This is a genomic window from Pantoea sp. SOD02 (assembly GCF_024707505.1).
GTDB lineage: Bacteria > Pseudomonadota > Gammaproteobacteria > Enterobacterales > Enterobacteriaceae > Pantoea > Pantoea symbiotica.
This window is the reverse complement of sequence record NZ_CP102604.1, coordinates 2,295,735-2,312,315: the sequence shown is the minus strand read 5'-3', so window position 1 is coordinate 2,312,315 and position 16,581 is coordinate 2,295,735. Positions and strand designations below refer to the sequence as shown.

Here is a 16,581-nt window from a genome sequence, read left to right as displayed (position 1 = left end):
TGACGAGTTATGGTTGAACAATGAACAAAAAAGCTTTTTACGAGGATTTGAATCGCGATATCCGCGCTCTGTTGGCGGGCGAAACCTCGTTCCTGGCCGCGCTCGGTAATTGCAGCGCGCTGCTTTTTGAACGTCTGGAAGGCGTGAACTGGGCTGGATTCTATTTACTGACGGAACCGAACACGCTGGTGCTGGGCCCGTTCCAGGGCAAAATCGCTTGCGTACGTATTCCGGTTGGCAAAGGCGTGTGTGGTACAGCGGTAGCCGAGGACAAAGTGCAGCTGGTGGAAGACGTGCACGCGTTCCCAGGTCACATCGCCTGTGACGCGGCCAGCAACGCCGAAATCGTGATTCCTCTGAAAGTAAATGGCACCCTCGTGGGTGTTTTAGACATTGATAGTACGGTTTATTCTCGCTTCGATAGCGAGGATGAAGCGGGGCTGGTGGCCCTTACCGACGGGCTTTGTGAAGTGCTGGCGGGCAGCGACATCGTAAAATTTATTCAGCTGACGCACAGCTAATCGACTGGATCACATAGCATTTGGCGATGTTGTCATTATAATGTCGCCTGTTCATGCCTGCTCTGGTCGGCAAATCCGTTGTAATCAGGAAATTTCATGGAAAATCAACCTAAGTTGAATAGCAGTAAAGAAGTCATCGCCTTTTTGGCGGAACGTTTTCCGCAATGCTTTAGCGCCGAAGGCGAGGCGCGTCCGCTCAAAATCGGCATTTTTCAAGATCTGGTCGAGCGTGTTCAAGGCGAACTGAGCCTGAGCAAGACGCAACTGCGTTCTGCCTTACGTCTTTATACCTCTAGCTGGCGTTATCTTTATGGCATCAAAGCAGGTGCCATCCGTGTCGATCTCGATGGCAACGCCTGTGGCGTGCTGGATGAGCAACACGTAGAACATGCGCGCAAACAACTGGAAGAAGCTAAAGCCCGCGTTCAGGCGCAGCGCGATCAGCAGAAAGCGAAGAAGCGTGAAGCCGGTGAAGAGACCGCTGAACGTCGTCCGCGCAAGCCTGCTCCGCGTAAAGCTGCCGAAGGTGATGCACCGCGTAAGCCACGTCCTCAGGCGCCGCGTGCGGCCGCTACTGAACGTGCCGCAGCGCCGCAGCCACCGCGTGCTAAACCTGTCACTGATACCTCAACGTTGCAGCCCGGCCAGAACATCAAAGTGACCGCAGGCAAAGGTGCAATGGACGCTACCATTCTGGAAATTACCAAAGATGGCGTTCGGGTTCAGCTCGCTTCCGGCATGGCTATGATTGTGCGCGCAGAACATTTGCAGTTCTGAAACGGAGGCTGACCCTGGCATGAACAATATTTTAAAGATCGGTATGATCGCGGGCCTGCTTTTAGCAGGCCCCACCTTTGGTGCAGATAATATTACCCGCGCCGACCAGATTCCCCAGCTACACGAAGATCCACAGCATCCCACCGTCAGCGAACGCGTTACCTCGCGTTTTACCCGCTCTCACTATCGCCAGTTCGATTTGAATCAGGACTTTTCTGCGAAAATTTTTGATCGCTACCTGAATTTGCTCGACTACAGCCACAACGTGCTGCTGGCATCGGATGTCGCGCAATTCGCCGACAAGAAAACCACCGTCGGTGATGAGTTCCGCAGCGGTAAGCTGGATGTGTTTTACGATCTCTACAATCTGGCGCAGAAACGCCGCTTTGAGCGCTATCAATATGCGCTGAGCGTGCTGAACCGCCCAATGAATTTCACCGGCAATGACACCATTGACATTGACCGGGCAAAATCGCCATGGCCGAAGAGCGTTGATGAGCTCAACGCGCTGTGGGATGCCAAAGTTAAATATGACGAACTGAGCCTGAAACTGGCCGGTAAAGATGAGAAAGAGATCCGCGAAACGCTGACCAAGCGTTACAACTTTGCCATCCGTCGTCTGGCGCAAAGCAACAGTGAAGATGTGTTCCAGCTGGCGATGACCGCGTTCGCGCATGAAATCGATCCGCACACTAACTATCTTTCACCGCGCAACACCGAGCAGTTCAACACCGAAATGAGCCTGTCGCTGGAAGGTATCGGCGCAGTGCTGCAGATGGATGACGATTACACGGTGATTAACTCGATGGTCGCGGGTGGTCCGGCGGCGAAGAGTAAAGCGATCAGCGTCGGCGACCGCATTGTCGGTGTTGCTCAGCCGGGCAAGCCAATGGAAGATGTGATTGGCTGGCGTCTGGATGATGTGGTTTCAAAAATCAAAGGACCGAAAGGCAGCAAAGTACGCCTGGAAATCCTGCCAGCCGGTAAGGGCACGAAAACCCGCACCGTCACGCTGACGCGTGAAAAAATCCGTCTGGAAGATCGCGCCGTGAAAGGCACCGTGCATAACGTTGGCAAAGAGAAAGTCGGCGTGCTCGACATTCCCGGCTTCTACGTTGGCCTGACTGACGATGTGAAGGTGCAGCTGCAGAAACTGCAGAAGCAGAACGTCGACAGCGTGGTGATCGACCTGCGTACCAACGGCGGTGGCGCCTTGACTGAAGCCGTTTCACTCTCTGGCCTGTTTATTCCAAGCGGTCCGGTGGTGCAGGTGCGTGATAACAATGGCCGCGTGCGCGAAGACAGCGATAACGACGGCATTGTCTATTACAAAGGTCCGCTGGTGGTGCTGGTCGATCGCTTCAGTGCTTCAGCGTCAGAAATCTTCGCTGCGGCGATGCAGGATTACGGTCGTGCGCTGATTGTCGGTGAACCGACCTTCGGTAAAGGCACCGTGCAGCAGTATCGTTCGCTGAACCGCATCTACGATCAGATGCTGCGTCCTGAATGGCCAGCGTTGGGTTCCGTACAGTACACCATTCAGAAGTTCTACCGTATCAACGGTGGCAGTACTCAGCGTAAAGGCGTAACGCCGGATCTGCTGATGCCAACCGGTGTCGAAGCGGCAGAAACTGGTGAGAAGTTCGAGGACAACGCGTTGCCTTGGGACAGCGTGAATGCGGCAAGCTACACCAAAACCGGCGATATCGCGCCGCTGGTACCGCAGCTGACCAAAGAGCACGCCGATCGCATCGCTAAAGATCGCGAGTTCCAGTACATCATGAAAGATATTGCGCGTTTCGATGCGATGAAAGACAAGCGTAATATCGTGTCGCTCAATCTTGCTCAGCGTGAGAAAGAGAACCGCGAAGATGATGCACTGCGTCTGGAGCGTATCAACGCACGCTATCAGGCGGAAGGCAAAGCGCCGCTGAAGAGCATCGAAGATCTGCCGAAGGACTATAAAGAGCCGGATCCGTATCTGGATGAAACGGTGAAAATCGCTAACGACATGGCGCAGCTGGAGAAATCTCAGCCTGCAGCCGAAAGCGCGAAATAACCGTTTGGCCTGTGAAACAGCACCGCTTCGGCGGTGCTTTTTTTTAGGCTAAAATCGTTATTAAGCGATGCTGATATACTGAATTGCGCACTTCAGTGCCTAATGTAAAGTTATGTCTTTTTAGGCACTTAAAGATTAAGGTTGCTTGAAATGCGCGGCGATGACCATAGGATAGATATCCGCGCATATGCGCGTGCACAACTGAGGAAGATTAACGTTTATGATGCGTATTGCTCTTTTCCTGCTCACCAACCTGGCGGTGATGTTGGTATTCGGACTGATTTTGAGTCTGACAGGAATCCAGTCAAGCAGTGTTCAGGGTCTGATGATTATGGCAGGTCTGTTTGGCTTTGGCGGTGCGTTTGTTTCACTGCTGATGTCCAAATGGATGGCGTTACGATCCGTTGGCGGTGAGGTTATTGAACAACCGCGTAATGAGACGGAACGCTGGCTGATGGAAACCGTCGGCCGCCAGGCACAACAGGCTGGCATTGCGATGCCGCAGGTGGCGATTTATCACGCGCCCGACATTAACGCCTTTGCGACAGGTGCGCGCCGTGACGCGTCGCTGGTCGCTGTTTCCACCGGCTTGTTGCAAAACATGAGCCGCGATGAAGCGGAAGCGGTGCTGGCACACGAAATCGCCCACATCGCTAACGGCGACATGATCACCATGACGCTGATTCAGGGTGTGGTGAACACCTTTGTTATCTTCATCTCGCGTATTCTGGCGCAGATAGCTGCTGGCTTCCTGTCGGGCAACCGCGACGGTGAAGAGAGCAGTAACGGTAATCCGATGGTTTATTTCGCGGTCTCCATGGTGTTGGAACTGCTGTTCGGTTTCCTTGCCAGCATCATCACTATGTGGTTCTCACGTCACCGTGAATTCCATGCCGATGCGGGTTCCGCCAAACTGGTGGGTCGCGAGAAGATGATTGCCGCACTGCAACGTTTGAAAACCAGCTACGAGCCGCAGGAGCCAGGCAGCATGATGGCGTTCTGTATCAACGGTAAAAGCAAATCGTTTAGTGAGCTGTTCATGTCGCATCCGCCGCTCGATAAACGTATCGAAGCGTTGCGCAGCGGTGAATACCTGAAGTAGCCAGTGTTTGCATACCAAAAACAAGGGCGCCAGATGGCGCCCTTGCTGTTTTCAGGATTCGGCAGTCTGCCGTGTCTGCGTCATACGCGCGAGGCTCACCACGGCGGCAACGCTGGCAAAGCCACCTGCCAGCAGCAGTGAGGCGTGTGTACCGTGGTCACTGAACAGATTAAACATCAGAGCTACCAGCGCCGCGCCGCTGCTTTGTCCCACCAGACGCGCAGTGCCGAGCATTCCGCTGGCACCACCGCTGCGATTACGCGGTGCTGCGGTGATGATGGTGTGATTGTTGGGTGACTGGAACAGACCGAAACCGGCACCGCATAGCATCATGCGCCAGATGATATCCACATCAGTTGGCTGAGTCGGCAACAGTGCCAGTAGGAACAGACCGGCAGCGAACATCGCTAATCCCAATCCGCCCAATAATCCGGCATGGAACTTCTCGATCAATCGACCCGCAATGGGTGCCATCACCATAGTTGCCAGCGGCCACGGCGTGAGCAGCAAACCGGTTGCTACTTCATCACGACCGAGCACGTTTTGCAGGAAAAACGGCAGTGCCACCATCGCCAGCATCTGCGCGCAGAACGAGCAAATTGAAGTGCCAATCGACAGCGAGAAGATCGGAATACGCAGCAAATCCACCGGCAACAATGGCACCGGCATTGCCAACTGACGACGGACAAACACTATGCCTACCAACACCAATGCCACCAACTCGGCCACAATCAGCCAGCCGTTTTGCCCTTGTGAGAAACCGCTCAGTGCTGTAATCAGCAGCCCAAAGAACAACGCATTCATTATGGCGCTGGGTACGTCGAATTTCTGTTGTTTGGCTTTCTGTGGGTTATCTGGCAGGAAACGCAACGCCAGCCAGAGCGCAACAATACCGAGTGGAATGTTGATCAGGAACAGCCATTTCCAGCTGGCGACCGAAAGAATCGCTGCCGCCACGGTTGGCCCGGCTGCACTCGACACCGCGACAATCAGCGAGTTAATCGCCATACCGCGCCCGAGAAAGCGCTGCGGATAGATGATGCGGATCAGCGCAGTGTTGACGCTCATCAGAGCTGCCCCACCAAAACCCTGCAGCACGCGCGCCACTGTCAGCGTATTCAGCGATGAGGAGAGGGCGCAAAACAGCGAGGTGGCGATAAACAGCGCAAGTCCAACTTGATAGACGCGGCGGTAACCAAGCATATCGCCAAGAAACGACAGCGATAGCAGCGAGATAACGATAGCGATTTGATAGGCGTTAACAATCCAGATCGATTCGGCTGGACTGGCATTCAATTCACGCGCAATGGTCGGCAAAGCCACGTTGGCGATAGCCCCATCCAGCACCGCCATCATGATACCGAGTGCAATGGTGATGATAGCGCCATAGCGCTGTGGAACGGGCAATCCATCCTGAGCAACAGTAGAGGACATAAGTTAGGTAAGTAAAGGAAGTGAATATCATCATGCTAATCAATTCACTGCCGAAAAGCACCGCATTCATTGATATAAAATTACGTGTGGATGTGTCACTTAGCGTCAGTCGTTGCCGCCATCAGGTTGAAACGCATATACTGGCGCTTCTGTTCCGTTTTTTTTGAAACACTGTCAAAAAAGGATACGCGCCATGGCGAGCAGCGATAACGATAAACAGCCGGACTCGGTTTCATCGGTGATGAAAGTGTTTGGCATTCTGCAGGCGCTGGGCGAAGAGCGCGATCACGGTATCACCGAATTGTCCCAACGCGTGATGATGTCGAAAAGCACCGTCTATCGCTTTCTCCAGACCATGAAATCGCTTGGTTATGTGGCGCAGGAAGGGGAAAGTGAGAAGTACTCGCTGACGCTCAAGCTGTTTGAACTCGGTGCCAAAGCGTTGCAAAACGTTGATCTGATTCGTAGCGCCGATATTGAGATGCGTGAGCTGTCGCGTCTGACTAAAGAAACCATTCACCTCGGTGCGCTGGAAGAAGACAGCATCGTCTATATCCATAAAATCGATTCACTGTATAACCTGCGTATGTATTCGCGCATCGGCCGCCGCAATCCACTGCACACCACCGCGATTGGTAAAGTGCTGCTGGCATGGCGCGATCGCGCTGAAGTGCAGGAGATCCTCAGCGAAGTGGAATTCCGCCGCAGTACCGCCAAAACCATTGTTACTGCAGAAGCGCTGCTGGCGGTGCTGGATCAGGTGAAAGTGCAGGGATTTGGCGAAGATAATGAAGAGCAGGAAGAGGGCTTACGCTGTATCGCGGTGCCGGTGTTTGACCGCTTTGGCGTGGTGATTGCGGGATTGAGCATTTCGTTCCCCACCATTCGTTTTTCAGAAGAAGCCAAAAATGAGTATGTGGCGATGCTGCACCGTGCGGCGCGCAATCTGTCTGAACAAATGGGCTACCACGACTATCCGTTCTGAAATGAAAAACGGGCTGTTGCCAGCCCGTTTCAACGTTTAATTGTCGACCACTTCGCCACTTTTCTTCAGCAGTGGACAATCGGTTACGCCGACGATACCGCTGTCTGTGTGCAGATACTGTGCTGTAATCATGCCGCGTGCGGTCAGATAGCTGCATTGCAGTCCCAATCCCGCCGCATTCTTATTGCTGCCGGTGAGTACGCCATAGCCGGTTAGCAGCATCGCCAACCAAATTAATGCCACCAGCATAATCGTCCGAATAAGTAGTTTCATCTTTTCTCCTTGTGATACACAACGCAGCGCGTCCAACATGGCTGCGAATCTACTGTAGCAGCATGCCTCGCTTTCGCCATCGAATCGATCAGAGATAACTGAAAGAGGGTCTTACGGGATAATCTGCTTTCCGTCGCTACCCATTATCTTTTGCCCCGGCAACGAGTAGAATCAGCGGCGGAATAGATGTTTGATTTTTGACTACAGAGGCAGTTATGAACGAATTAGCCGCAAACACCAGCCCGCTGTTTAACTACGGCGTTCTGGCCATCATCATTCTTGTGGCCTTTATTGTCTGGTTCTTTGTTAACCGGGCTAGCGTGCGCGCCAGTGAACAGATCCGTTTGCTGGAAGCCGTTATCGAAGAGCAAAAGAAACAGAATGCGCTACTGCGTCGTCTGGTTGACGCACAGCCATCCACAGCAAAACCACCAGCGGATGAAGACGCGGATGAAAAACGCGATTTTATTCGGATGATCCCGGAACGCTAAGCCGTTGGAAGGGGGCAAATAATCGCCGATTGGGCAACCGGCTGCGCACTGAAATGGTGCGTGGCGGGATAATGCCTTTTAGCGAATTCGCTTCCTAAATCAAGTATGAATAGCGATGATCTCTGCGAGAAAGAATATCAACTAAGATTAATCCTAAGGAGTTTTTGTTAAATCAAGCTCATCAATGTTTTTTTTAACATTTAATTGTTGGGTAGATAGTTAAAATTGAGATAAATGCCACCTAATGTTAATGCGTTTATATGGGGCGCATATTATTGGTTTCTCCTGATTTTGGTGCAAAGCAATTAATAACTTATACCTGAGAAAACTATTTGTACAAGATTTGAACGGCGCGCAGTTGTTGTGTGGCTGGCGAACTTTTTAGTGGAATATTTTATTGATGCCATATTAGTGCAATATTTTTGTCGTACTGTTAACCCTTTTAAAATGTACCTGTTTAGACATTACCGCTGCGCTTGACTAAGTGAGGATTAAGCGCTAACTATACTGACAGATAACCCTTTTTTGCGCATCTTACGGGTTGGGTGTCAATATGTTGATTGATGAAGTGCAGCGCCAATTAACTAATTATGTGCGTCACGTCGATCACCGTTTAAAAATGGCTTGCCATTAATTTACGGATATGTGATAACAAATCGTGGGTCAAACGAGGTACAGTTCTGTTTATGTATGGCATCTTCAGTAAAGAAGTTACGAGTAAAGACGTTGACGTTGAATACCGCTTCCTTGCCGAACCTTAAATTAGTGCCTCATTCAGTAATGTCTCTGGTTTATCTGTAAGTCTGCCTGCGGGCAATATAATCATTGAAAGGAAATTTGCGAAATGGCAAAGATTAAAGGTCAGGTTAAGTGGTTCAACGAGTCTAAAGGTTTTGGTTTTATTACTCCTGCTGATGGTAGCAAAGATGTGTTCGTACACTTCTCTGCAATCCAGGGCAATGGTTTTAAAACTCTGGCCGAAGGCCAAAGCGTTGAGTTCGAAATCCAGGACGGCCAGAAAGGTCCTGCTGCGGTCAACGTTACCCCAATCTGATTTCGCCCTCAGGCTCGGTGCCATGCACCACTGAAACGAATCTTAAAGCCCCGTTCACTGAACGGGGCTTTTTCTTTTATCCTTTCTGTAGCCAGATGATCAGGGTAAACTGCGCCGCGAATTGCTAACCCGGAGTTATCTATGTCTTTGATTTGCCCACTTTGTCATCAGCCTTTATTGCAGCAGGCGAATAGCTTCCGCTGTGATGCTGGGCATCAATTTGATCAGGCCAAAGAAGGGTACGTCAATTTGCTGCCGGTGCAGCACAAAGGTTCACGCGAACCGGGCGATAGCGCCGAGATGCTGCAGGCACGGCGCGCCTTCCTCGATGCTGGACATTATCAGCCGTTGCGCGCGGGTGTTGCCGAAATCCTCGCGCAGCACCTGAGTGAGCAAAATTCGCAGCTGTTAGATATCGGATGCGGAGAAGGCTATTACACTGCAGCGATGGCCGACGCGATACCGCAGGCGCAACTCTTTGGTCTGGATGTCGCAAAAGCAGCGATTCGCATGGCCGCTAAACGCTATCGCACGGTGAGATTCTGTGTGGCCTCCAGCCAGCGTTTGCCTTTTGCCGATGCTTCTCTGGATGGCGTGGTGCGCATTTATGCGCCCTGTAATGAAGAGGAGCTCAGCCGCGTGATTAAAGCGGGTGGCTACCTGCTAACGGTGACGCCGGGGCCGCATCATTTGCAGCAATTCAAGGCGCTGATTTATCGCGAAGTGCAGCTGCATGCGCCGGAAGAGAAGATGTATGCCGGTTTTAAGCAGATCGATCAGCAAAACCTGTATTACAGCATGACGTTGAGCGGAAGTGAGGCGGTGAGCTTATTACAGATGACGCCATTTGCCTGGCGTGCGCGCGAAGAGGTGTGGCAGAAGCTTGCGGCATCCAGCGAGTTTACCTGTGATGCCGACTTCATGCTGACGTTGTGGCAGCGCGATTAACGCGCCTCCACCAGCGTATTGTAGATGCGTTCCAGATCATCAAGCTGTTTGACGGCAATCAGCAGGCGACGCTGCTCCAGTTGCATCACCAGAATGCCGTCTTCCGACAGGTTCATACTCTGAATGCGAGCGTAATCGATCCACACGCTGCCAAAAAACAGTCCATTCTCCTTCATTAGCAGCTTCGGGCTACGCACCCAGAACAACCAAATTGCCATAAAGCACAGCACCATCAGCAAATTAGTGGTGAGTTGCGTGCCATGTTTATCAATGTTGTTCCACAGCAGAATCAGCAGCAGCACCACGAAAATGGCGCTATCAATCTTGTGGCGACGGCGCAGAGCAACGCGCAGTTTGGTCGGGCCGTTGCGGCGCGGCAGGATCGCTTCATCATAGATGGCGAACAGAATGAAGCCTGCAATCAGCAGGGCGATCAGCGCGTCAGTCAGTGACATAAAATACTCTTCCTCAATCGAAATTACCTCAACGTGGGCGCTCAGGTAATGCCGCTCAAAAATAGCCGGGAGCAGGGCCCCCGGCTGGCTGATTACAGACCGAGCAGGCCGATCCAGTAACCAAAGATACCGAGGGCGAAGAAGCCGACGATAATCCACAACGCATTCACCTTACGACGCAGCAGCCACATACAGCCAAAGGTCAGCAGTAGCGGGATCAGGCCAGGCATGAGCTGATCGAGGATCGACTGCACCGTGGTAACCGTGGTTTTACCGGTCTGGTCAGTGATGCGCGACACCACCAGCGGCACATTTACATGCGTCCACTTGTTAACCAAGGCGCCCATGACAAAGAGGCCGAGAATCGACGCGCCCTCCGTCAGTTTCTGCAGGAAACCGCCGCCCATATCACTGACGATATCCACACCTTTACGGTAGCCGTACGCCACACCGTAGTAACGCGTCAGTAGACGAACCGCATTAAACAGGATGAAGAACAGTAACGGACCCAGCAAGCTGCCGCTCATGGCGATACCGGCACCCAGCGCAGCAAACACCGGACGCACGGTACCCCAGAAAATCGGGTCACCGACGCCTGCCAGCGGCCCCATCAGACCCACTTTGATACCGTTAATCGCCGCATCATCAATTGGCGCACCGTTGGCGCGCTGCTCTTCCATCGCCATGGTAACGCCAAGTACCGGCGCCGCTACGTAAGGATGGGTGTTGAAGAACTCAAGGTGGCGTTTAATCGCCTGTTTACGTTCGTCGTTGTTTTCTGGATAGAGGCGACGAATCACCGGCACCATTGAGTAGCAAAAACCCAGCGCCTGCATACGTTCAAAGTTCCACGAACCCTGAAACAGGTTAGAGCGCAGGAACACACCACGGACATCGCCGGGGGTGAGTTTCTTTGGAGTGTTAGTTGTATCAACCATGATTTCACCTGTTCCTAGTCGAGTTCGTTATCGAGGTCATTGTTTGCAGGACCGGCATTTGCAGCACCTGCAACGCGGTTATATTTCGGTGCCAGCTGGATATACAGCACCGCCATCACCACGCCAATCACGCCAAGCGCAACCAGGTTGAAGTTGGTGAAGGCTGCAGTAACGAAGCCAAGGTAGAAGAACGGCATCAGGTAGCCCGCACGCATCATGTTGATGACCATCGCGTAACCGACTACTACGATCATGCCGCCGGCGATGTTCAGGCCGTTGGTGACCACTTCCGGGATGGAACCTAGCAGTTCCTGAACCACGCTGGTACCGACGGAAATTGCCACGATCAGGGCTGGAATCGCGATTCGCATCGCCTGCAATACCAGCGCGGACACGTGGATCCAGCTGATTGCATTAAGATTACCTTTCTCGGCTGCCTTATCGGCGGCGTGCTGGAAGGCGACAGTAATGGTACGCACGATGATGGTCAGAACCTGACCGGCTGCTGCCAGTGGAATCGCCAGCGCGATACCGGCACCGACGCTTTGGCCACCGGCGATAACCAAAATGGTTGAGATAATAGAAGCCAGCGCCGCATCCGGTGCAACGGCCGCACCGATGTTCATCCAGCCCAGTGCAATCATCTCCAGCGTACCGCCGATGATGATACCGGTTTTCATATCACCGAGGACCGCACCAATTAAGGTACAAGCCACCAGCGGACGGTGGAACTGGAACTCATCAAGAATCGATCCCATCCCGGCAATACAGGCCACAATAAATATCAAAATGATTTGTAGCGTGGTTATCTCCATTGCATTTCTCCTCTGCAAGGTCTCTAAAATTCGCCCACATATGCAGGCAAAGGGCGAACTACGGATTGACCTTGGCGATCAGGTCCATCATTTTCAGTCGCTGATCGCTGGACACTTTACGTACTTCCAGTTCGATACCGCGTTCATTAAGTTTGCGGAACGCCGTGATATCTTTTTCATCCACCGATACCGCGTTGTTCACCTGCGTTTTGCCCTGACGGAACGCCATGCCACCAATATTGACCGACTTAATGTCCACGCCTTGCTCAACAATCCTCACTACATCCGTGGGATTGGTGAACAGCAGCATCACTTTATCCTGGCCATATTTCGGGTTGTTCCACACGCGAACCATCTTGTCGACATCCACCACATGCGCGGTGACGCCCGGCGGAGCAACCTGTGTCAGCAGGGTTTTGCGCACATGATCGTTGGCCACTTCATCAGACACTACGATGATGCGACTAACGTTGGTCTCTTTGGTCCAGCGCGTGGCCACTTGCCCGTGAATCAAGCGGTCATCAATACGCGCCAGGCCGATTTTCATGTGATCGCCCGGTGCCATCGGTTTCTGCGGCTGAGCAGGCGCTTTCGCTGCAACCGGAGCCGGTGCAGCTGCGGCTTGCGCAGGCGTTTCAGTCTTGAGGGCTTTAACGCCTTCACGACCGGCTTCTACCGCGATGTGAATCAGTTCTTCCAGCGATGGGTTGTCATCACGTCCCATCAGGGTTTCGACTAGCATCGGAATGTTGACGCCGGCGATGACATCATAGCCATCCTTATCTACCACAATGCGGCTGGCCGCATTAAATGGACTGCCACCCCAGGTATCGACCAGGAACAACACGCCCTTTGACGTGTCGAGATCTGCCAGCCGTGCCTGATACTTTTCGATTAGCGTTTCTGCATTTTCGCCGGGAACGAAATCAATCCATCCGACATTTTCCTGCTCACCCAACAGCATTTCTGCTGTTTTAAGCAACTGTTCTGCCGCCCAGCCATGTGTACCAATTACAATAGCAATGGTCACTTGCTACCTCCGTTCGCGTGAGAGATTCTCTGGCATTGCCGGGAATCATTGAAAATTACCGTTAGTGTTTCAGGTGGATCGTTAGTGATGTGATAGAGAAAGAGCATCAATAAATAAAACGAAACAATCCGCTGCACAGCGATAAGGTCGCGATTTATTTTAGTGATCGAAAAAATAAATTATGTGATGTTTGTCAGCTATTTCGAGCGTAACGGCGCTAATGTGCACTTTTGTTCGTTATTCATGCGTTCACGTAGATATTTGTAAATGTAATAAATTTTTTTGACGTCGTTGATGTAACTGATACATTAGCGTTCTGTTTTTTATTCAGGAGTACCGGGCTTCAGCTCACCTTTATGGACCGTCACCGACGTCGCTCAACATGTTCTCAGCGCTTTTCCGCGCCTGCTTCCACGCTCTTCAGCGTTATCACCACCTGTAACGATCTCTCGTCTCGCCCTCTGGTGCAGATGCAATTTCGTGCGCCTTCACGTTCGGTAAGGAGTCATTGATGGAATTTCTCTTCGACCCCTCAATCTGGGCGGGTTTGCTTACGCTGATCGTGCTGGAAATCGTTCTCGGTATTGATAACCTGGTGTTTATCGCCATCCTCGCGGATAAATTGCCGCCGAAGCAGCGCGATAAAGCCCGACTGATTGGTTTGTCGCTCGCCTTGATTATGCGTCTTGGCTTGCTGTCACTGATCTCCTGGATCGTGACGCTGACGCGACCCCTATTCAGCGTAGGCGATTTCAGCTTTTCCGGACGAGATTTAATTCTGTTGTTCGGTGGTTTGTTCCTGTTATTCAAGGGAACCATGGAACTGCATGAGCGACTCGAGAACCGCGGACTCGAACATCAGGGCAATAAGAGCTACGCCAGTTTCTGGGCGGTGGTGATTCAGATTGTAGTGCTGGATGCGGTGTTCTCACTTGATGCGGTAATTACTGCGGTCGGTATGGTGAACCATCTGCCGGTGATGATGACTGCGGTGGTAATCGCCATGGGCGTGATGCTGCTGGCCTCGAAACCGCTGACGAATTTTGTTAACGCACATCCAACGGTGGTGGTGCTGTGTCTGAGCTTCCTGCTGATGATTGGTCTGTCGCTGGTGGCCGAGGGCTTTGGTTTCCACATTCCTAAAGGTTACCTGTACGCGGCGATTGGCTTCTCGATCATCATCGAGCTGTTCAACCAGATTGCGCGCCGTAACTTTATTAAGCATCAGGAACATCGGCCGATGCGTGAACGCACCGCCGAAGCGATTCTCCGTCTGATGGGCGGACGCCAGCGTAAGCAAGCGACGACCACCGAAGAAACCTCGTTGACCGAAGCGATGCCGCAGGAAGCGTTTAAAGACGAAGAGCGCTACATGATTAACGGCGTACTGACGTTATCGCAGCGCTCAATCCGCAGCATCATGACGCCGCGCGGTAACATTTCGTGGGTGGATGTTTCGCGCCCGCTGGATGAAATCCGTATTCAGCTGCTGGACACGCCACACAGCTTGTTTCCGGTGTGTCGCGGTGAGCTGGATGAAATCATCGGCGTGGTACGTGCCAAAGAGCTGCTGGTGGCGCTGGAACACGGTATGGATGTGGCAACCTTTGCCGCTAATACCCCGGCGATTGTGGTACCGGAAACGCTGGACCCAATCAATCTGCTGGGCGTGTTGCGTCGTGCCAAAGGTAGCTTCGTAATTGTTACCAACGAATTTGGTGTGGTACAGGGCCTGATCACGCCGCTGGATGTTTTAGAAGCGATTGCCGGTGAGTTCCCGGATGAAGATGAAACGCCAGATATCATTGCCGATGGCGACGGGTGGTTAGTGAAGGGCGGTACCGATCTGCACTCGCTGCAACAGCTTCTGGATCATCACGAGTTAGTGAAGGCTGATGAAGATCACGCCTCGTTAGCTGGTTTGTTGATTGCGCAGAAAGGCCAGTTGCCGCTGCCGGGCGAAGTGATTGATTTACCGCCGCTGCACTTCCAGGTGATTGAGGCGACCGATTACCGTATTGACCTGGTGCGCGTGACCAAAGATAAGCCTTTCGATCATGAAGAACACGTCGAGTAAGTAATCTGATTGATGCGAATAAAAACGGCCACATAAGTGGCCGTTTTTTTATGCGCTTAACTGCGCCTGATGCTGCTCCAGCCACTGCGGGAAATCTTCAATCGGCATGGGACGCGCGTAGAAATAGCCTTGCAGATGGTCGACGCCGCGCTCACGCAGATAATGCGCCTGTTCGGCGGTTTCCACACCTTCCGCCACCAGCGAAATATTCAGACGCTGCGCCAGCGAAATCACCATATCGGTGACGGTTGCGTTAATGGCGTCAGTGCCAATCGCGGCAGTGAAAATCTTGTCGATTTTAAGCACGTCCGGTTTGAGGTCTTTCAGGTAAGCCAGCGAACTGTGGCCGGTACCGAAATCATCAATTGCCAGACGTACACCAATCTCATGCAGCTGCGACACCACCGATTGATCGATAATCGGCAAGGCATCACGCTCCGTCAGCTCGACCACCAGTTTTGGAATCGGATTGGCGGGCCACCAGATATTCTGCAGGTCTTCCACAATGGCGCGATCGCGGAAATGGCTGGCGGCAACGTTAATGGCAATATGGAACGACGGACATTGCGGCAGGTTGGGCAGCTCATCCACCACTTTCGCCAGTACGAAGCGGGTTAACGGCGCGATCAGGTTCTGGCGCTCGGCCAGCGGAATAAACACGTCCGGCGCAATCCAGCCCTGACGTTGGTTATGCCAACGCAGCAGCAGCTCCATGCCGTCACACTCGCCGCTTTTGGCGTTAATCAGCGGCTGGCAATACACCATAAATTCGTTAGCGGTGATGCCGTAACTTATCTGCCAGCTAAGGCTCATGCGGTTAGCGGTCGCCAGCCAGACGATATAACCCATCAGCAGGCTCAGCATTAGCGCCAGCGGCAGCTGTGAAGGCAGCGTGTTGAGCGCCAGCCGGGCGGGAGAAGGGCCATACAAGGTGATGCTGAACGGATAACGCAGCGACGCCTGATCGTAAGCCACTTCATCTTCAGACGGTTCGGTTTGCTCAATCAGCGGATTACCGTATTCAAGGCTCTGACCACCGACGTTGAAGATCGCACGCTCCACCCACGGCAACTGCGGTTCCAGCAGATAGTTAGTCATCAATTCAATATTAATGACTTGCAGCAGACCTTCGCGGTTATCCAGCGATTTGGGCGTCCACAGCAGCAGCACCGGTGATCCTTTCAGCAGATCATTATCGGTGGCTAACATCATGCGCTGATTATTGATAGCTAATTCAGGATAGGTTTGGCTGAAAGAGAGGTTTTGCGGGCCGAAAATGCTTGAGCAGTAGAGCGTGTCGTCCTGCACCAGCAAAACTGTGCGCACGGTTTGCAGCGCGGCAATTTTCTCAATCAGCGGATAACGCACCTGCGAGCAAGGTACGCCAACCAGGCCGAGCGTGTTGTTGGCGGAAACATCCAGCGGCGAGAACATACGATCAAAGCGTTCAATCGCGCGGGTGGCGAAATTCAGCGACTGCTGCTCAATGCGCGATTTCTCTTCGATATAGCGAAAAGTCAGCGTCAGGACCAGAACCAGCGAGGCGATCACTAACGCGATAAGCAGTCGCTTACGGCGAAATTGACCCACAAATTGCTGGGGAATGAGCATCAGTAACCACC

The 16,581-nt window shown here is 52.6% G+C and carries 17 protein-coding genes; 10 read left to right on the top strand and 7 right to left on the bottom strand.

What is annotated here, in order from left to right; genetic code table 11:
- Positions 1-20 precede the first annotated feature (20 nt).
- The 4 genes from NR302_RS10780 to htpX all read left to right on the top strand — a co-directional run bounded on the left by NR302_RS10780 (position 21) and on the right by htpX (position 4,459).
- On the top strand, positions 21-521 hold the full coding sequence (locus tag NR302_RS10780) for a GAF domain-containing protein (RefSeq protein WP_008110428.1): 501 nt from the start codon (positions 21-23) through the stop codon (positions 519-521).
- A gap of 96 nt (positions 522-617) precedes the next feature.
- A complete protein-coding gene (gene proQ / locus NR302_RS10775) occupies positions 618-1,298 on the top strand; it encodes an RNA chaperone ProQ (RefSeq protein ID WP_008110425.1) in 681 nt (226 codons plus the stop codon).
- A gap of 19 nt (positions 1,299-1,317) precedes the next feature.
- Positions 1,318-3,357, top strand: a complete 2,040-nt coding sequence (prc, locus tag NR302_RS10770) for a carboxy terminal-processing peptidase (protein WP_061718719.1) — start codon at positions 1,318-1,320, stop codon at positions 3,355-3,357.
- Positions 3,358-3,577: 220 nt separating this feature from the next.
- Complete coding sequence (gene htpX / locus NR302_RS10765) at positions 3,578-4,459, top strand: protease HtpX (RefSeq protein ID WP_008110421.1); 882 nt, start codon at positions 3,578-3,580, stop codon at positions 4,457-4,459.
- A 51-nt stretch (positions 4,460-4,510) separates the two neighbouring features.
- Here htpX and NR302_RS10760 read toward each other — a convergent pair whose 3' ends face one another.
- Positions 4,511-5,893, bottom strand: a complete 1,383-nt coding sequence (locus NR302_RS10760; protein ID WP_258143431.1) for an MFS transporter — start codon at positions 5,891-5,893, stop codon at positions 4,511-4,513.
- Between the two features lie 193 nt (positions 5,894-6,086).
- Here NR302_RS10760 and kdgR point away from each other — a divergent pair, with 193 nt between their 5' ends.
- On the top strand, positions 6,087-6,878 hold the full coding sequence (gene kdgR, locus NR302_RS10755; RefSeq protein ID WP_176972779.1) for a DNA-binding transcriptional regulator KdgR: 792 nt from the start codon (positions 6,087-6,089) through the stop codon (positions 6,876-6,878).
- A gap of 36 nt (positions 6,879-6,914) precedes the next feature.
- Here kdgR and NR302_RS10750 read toward each other — a convergent pair whose 3' ends face one another.
- Positions 6,915-7,151: a YobH family protein gene (locus NR302_RS10750; protein WP_008110416.1), complete on the bottom strand. Its 237-nt coding sequence runs from the start codon at positions 7,149-7,151 to the stop codon at positions 6,915-6,917.
- A 215-nt stretch (positions 7,152-7,366) separates the two neighbouring features.
- Between NR302_RS10750 and NR302_RS10745 the strand changes: the two genes are divergently transcribed.
- The 4 genes from NR302_RS10745 (at position 7,367) to rlmA (ending at position 9,644) form a co-directional block, all read left to right on the top strand.
- Complete coding sequence (locus NR302_RS10745) at positions 7,367-7,642, top strand: YebO family protein (protein WP_008110415.1); 276 nt, start codon at positions 7,367-7,369, stop codon at positions 7,640-7,642.
- A 686-nt stretch (positions 7,643-8,328) separates the two neighbouring features.
- The gene (locus tag NR302_RS10740) at positions 8,329-8,403 is read left to right on the top strand and encodes a DUF2627 domain-containing protein (protein ID WP_110866451.1); all 75 of its coding nucleotides are present in this window, start codon (positions 8,329-8,331) and stop codon (positions 8,401-8,403) included.
- An 83-nt stretch (positions 8,404-8,486) separates the two neighbouring features.
- On the top strand, positions 8,487-8,696 hold the full coding sequence (gene cspE, locus NR302_RS10735) for a transcription antiterminator/RNA stability regulator CspE (protein WP_008110414.1): 210 nt from the start codon (positions 8,487-8,489) through the stop codon (positions 8,694-8,696).
- 141 nt (positions 8,697-8,837) lie between these two features.
- On the top strand, positions 8,838-9,644 hold the full coding sequence (gene rlmA, locus NR302_RS10730; RefSeq protein ID WP_258143430.1) for a 23S rRNA (guanine(745)-N(1))-methyltransferase: 807 nt from the start codon (positions 8,838-8,840) through the stop codon (positions 9,642-9,644).
- Here the strand turns inward: rlmA and NR302_RS10725 are convergent.
- The 4 genes from NR302_RS10725 to manX all read right to left on the bottom strand — a co-directional run bounded on the left by NR302_RS10725 (position 9,641) and on the right by manX (position 12,882).
- Complete coding sequence (locus tag NR302_RS10725) at positions 9,641-10,099, bottom strand: DUF986 family protein (protein WP_061718723.1); 459 nt, start codon at positions 10,097-10,099, stop codon at positions 9,641-9,643. The genes rlmA and NR302_RS10725 overlap by 4 nt on opposite strands.
- Positions 10,100-10,191: 92 nt before the next feature.
- Positions 10,192-11,037 carry a PTS mannose transporter subunit IID gene (locus NR302_RS10720; RefSeq protein ID WP_008110411.1) on the bottom strand — a complete coding sequence of 282 codons (846 nt, stop codon included), beginning with the start codon at positions 11,035-11,037 and terminating at the stop codon, positions 10,192-10,194.
- A gap of 14 nt (positions 11,038-11,051) precedes the next feature.
- Positions 11,052-11,852, bottom strand: a complete 801-nt coding sequence (locus NR302_RS10715) for a PTS mannose/fructose/sorbose transporter subunit IIC (protein ID WP_258143429.1) — start codon at positions 11,850-11,852, stop codon at positions 11,052-11,054.
- Between the two features lie 58 nt (positions 11,853-11,910).
- Positions 11,911-12,882, bottom strand: a complete 972-nt coding sequence (gene manX / locus NR302_RS10710) for a PTS mannose transporter subunit IIAB (protein WP_008110409.1) — start codon at positions 12,880-12,882, stop codon at positions 11,911-11,913.
- Positions 12,883-13,393: 511 nt separating this feature from the next.
- Between manX and NR302_RS10705 the strand changes: the two genes are divergently transcribed.
- The gene (locus NR302_RS10705) at positions 13,394-14,959 is read left to right on the top strand and encodes a TerC family protein (RefSeq protein ID WP_258143428.1); all 1,566 of its coding nucleotides are present in this window, start codon (positions 13,394-13,396) and stop codon (positions 14,957-14,959) included.
- Positions 14,960-15,007: 48 nt separating this feature from the next.
- On the opposite strand, the gene NR302_RS10700 is transcribed toward NR302_RS10705, so the two are convergent.
- Positions 15,008-16,570 carry an EAL domain-containing protein gene (locus NR302_RS10700; RefSeq protein ID WP_154156365.1) on the bottom strand — a complete coding sequence of 521 codons (1,563 nt, stop codon included), beginning with the start codon at positions 16,568-16,570 and terminating at the stop codon, positions 15,008-15,010.
- Positions 16,571-16,581 lie beyond the last annotated feature (11 nt).

Excerpts from the sequence above, each read along its gene's own strand:
- NR302_RS10745 (WP_008110415.1), top strand. The coding sequence starts at position 7,367 with ATGAACGAATTAGCCGCAAACACCAGCCCGCTGTTTAACTACGGCGTT.
- NR302_RS10700 (WP_154156365.1), bottom strand. The coding sequence starts at position 16,570 with ATGCTCATTCCCCAGCAATTTGTGGGTCAATTTCGCCGTAAGCGACTG.
- prc (WP_061718719.1), top strand. The coding sequence starts at position 1,318 with ATGAACAATATTTTAAAGATCGGTATGATCGCGGGCCTGCTTTTAGCA.
- proQ (WP_008110425.1), top strand. The coding sequence starts at position 618 with ATGGAAAATCAACCTAAGTTGAATAGCAGTAAAGAAGTCATCGCCTTT.
- rlmA (WP_258143430.1), top strand. The coding sequence starts at position 8,838 with ATGTCTTTGATTTGCCCACTTTGTCATCAGCCTTTATTGCAGCAGGCG.
- NR302_RS10760 (WP_258143431.1), bottom strand. The coding sequence starts at position 5,893 with ATGTCCTCTACTGTTGCTCAGGATGGATTGCCCGTTCCACAGCGCTAT.
- cspE (WP_008110414.1), top strand. The coding sequence starts at position 8,487 with ATGGCAAAGATTAAAGGTCAGGTTAAGTGGTTCAACGAGTCTAAAGGT.
- NR302_RS10705 (WP_258143428.1), top strand. The coding sequence starts at position 13,394 with ATGGAATTTCTCTTCGACCCCTCAATCTGGGCGGGTTTGCTTACGCTG.
- NR302_RS10780 (WP_008110428.1), top strand. The coding sequence starts at position 21 with ATGAACAAAAAAGCTTTTTACGAGGATTTGAATCGCGATATCCGCGCT.
- NR302_RS10715 (WP_258143429.1), bottom strand. The coding sequence starts at position 11,852 with ATGGAGATAACCACGCTACAAATCATTTTGATATTTATTGTGGCCTGT.
- NR302_RS10720 (WP_008110411.1), bottom strand. The coding sequence starts at position 11,037 with ATGGTTGATACAACTAACACTCCAAAGAAACTCACCCCCGGCGATGTC.
- NR302_RS10725 (WP_061718723.1), bottom strand. The coding sequence starts at position 10,099 with ATGTCACTGACTGACGCGCTGATCGCCCTGCTGATTGCAGGCTTCATT.
- kdgR (WP_176972779.1), top strand. The coding sequence starts at position 6,087 with ATGGCGAGCAGCGATAACGATAAACAGCCGGACTCGGTTTCATCGGTG.
- htpX (WP_008110421.1), top strand. The coding sequence starts at position 3,578 with ATGATGCGTATTGCTCTTTTCCTGCTCACCAACCTGGCGGTGATGTTG.
- NR302_RS10750 (WP_008110416.1), bottom strand. The coding sequence starts at position 7,151 with ATGAAACTACTTATTCGGACGATTATGCTGGTGGCATTAATTTGGTTG.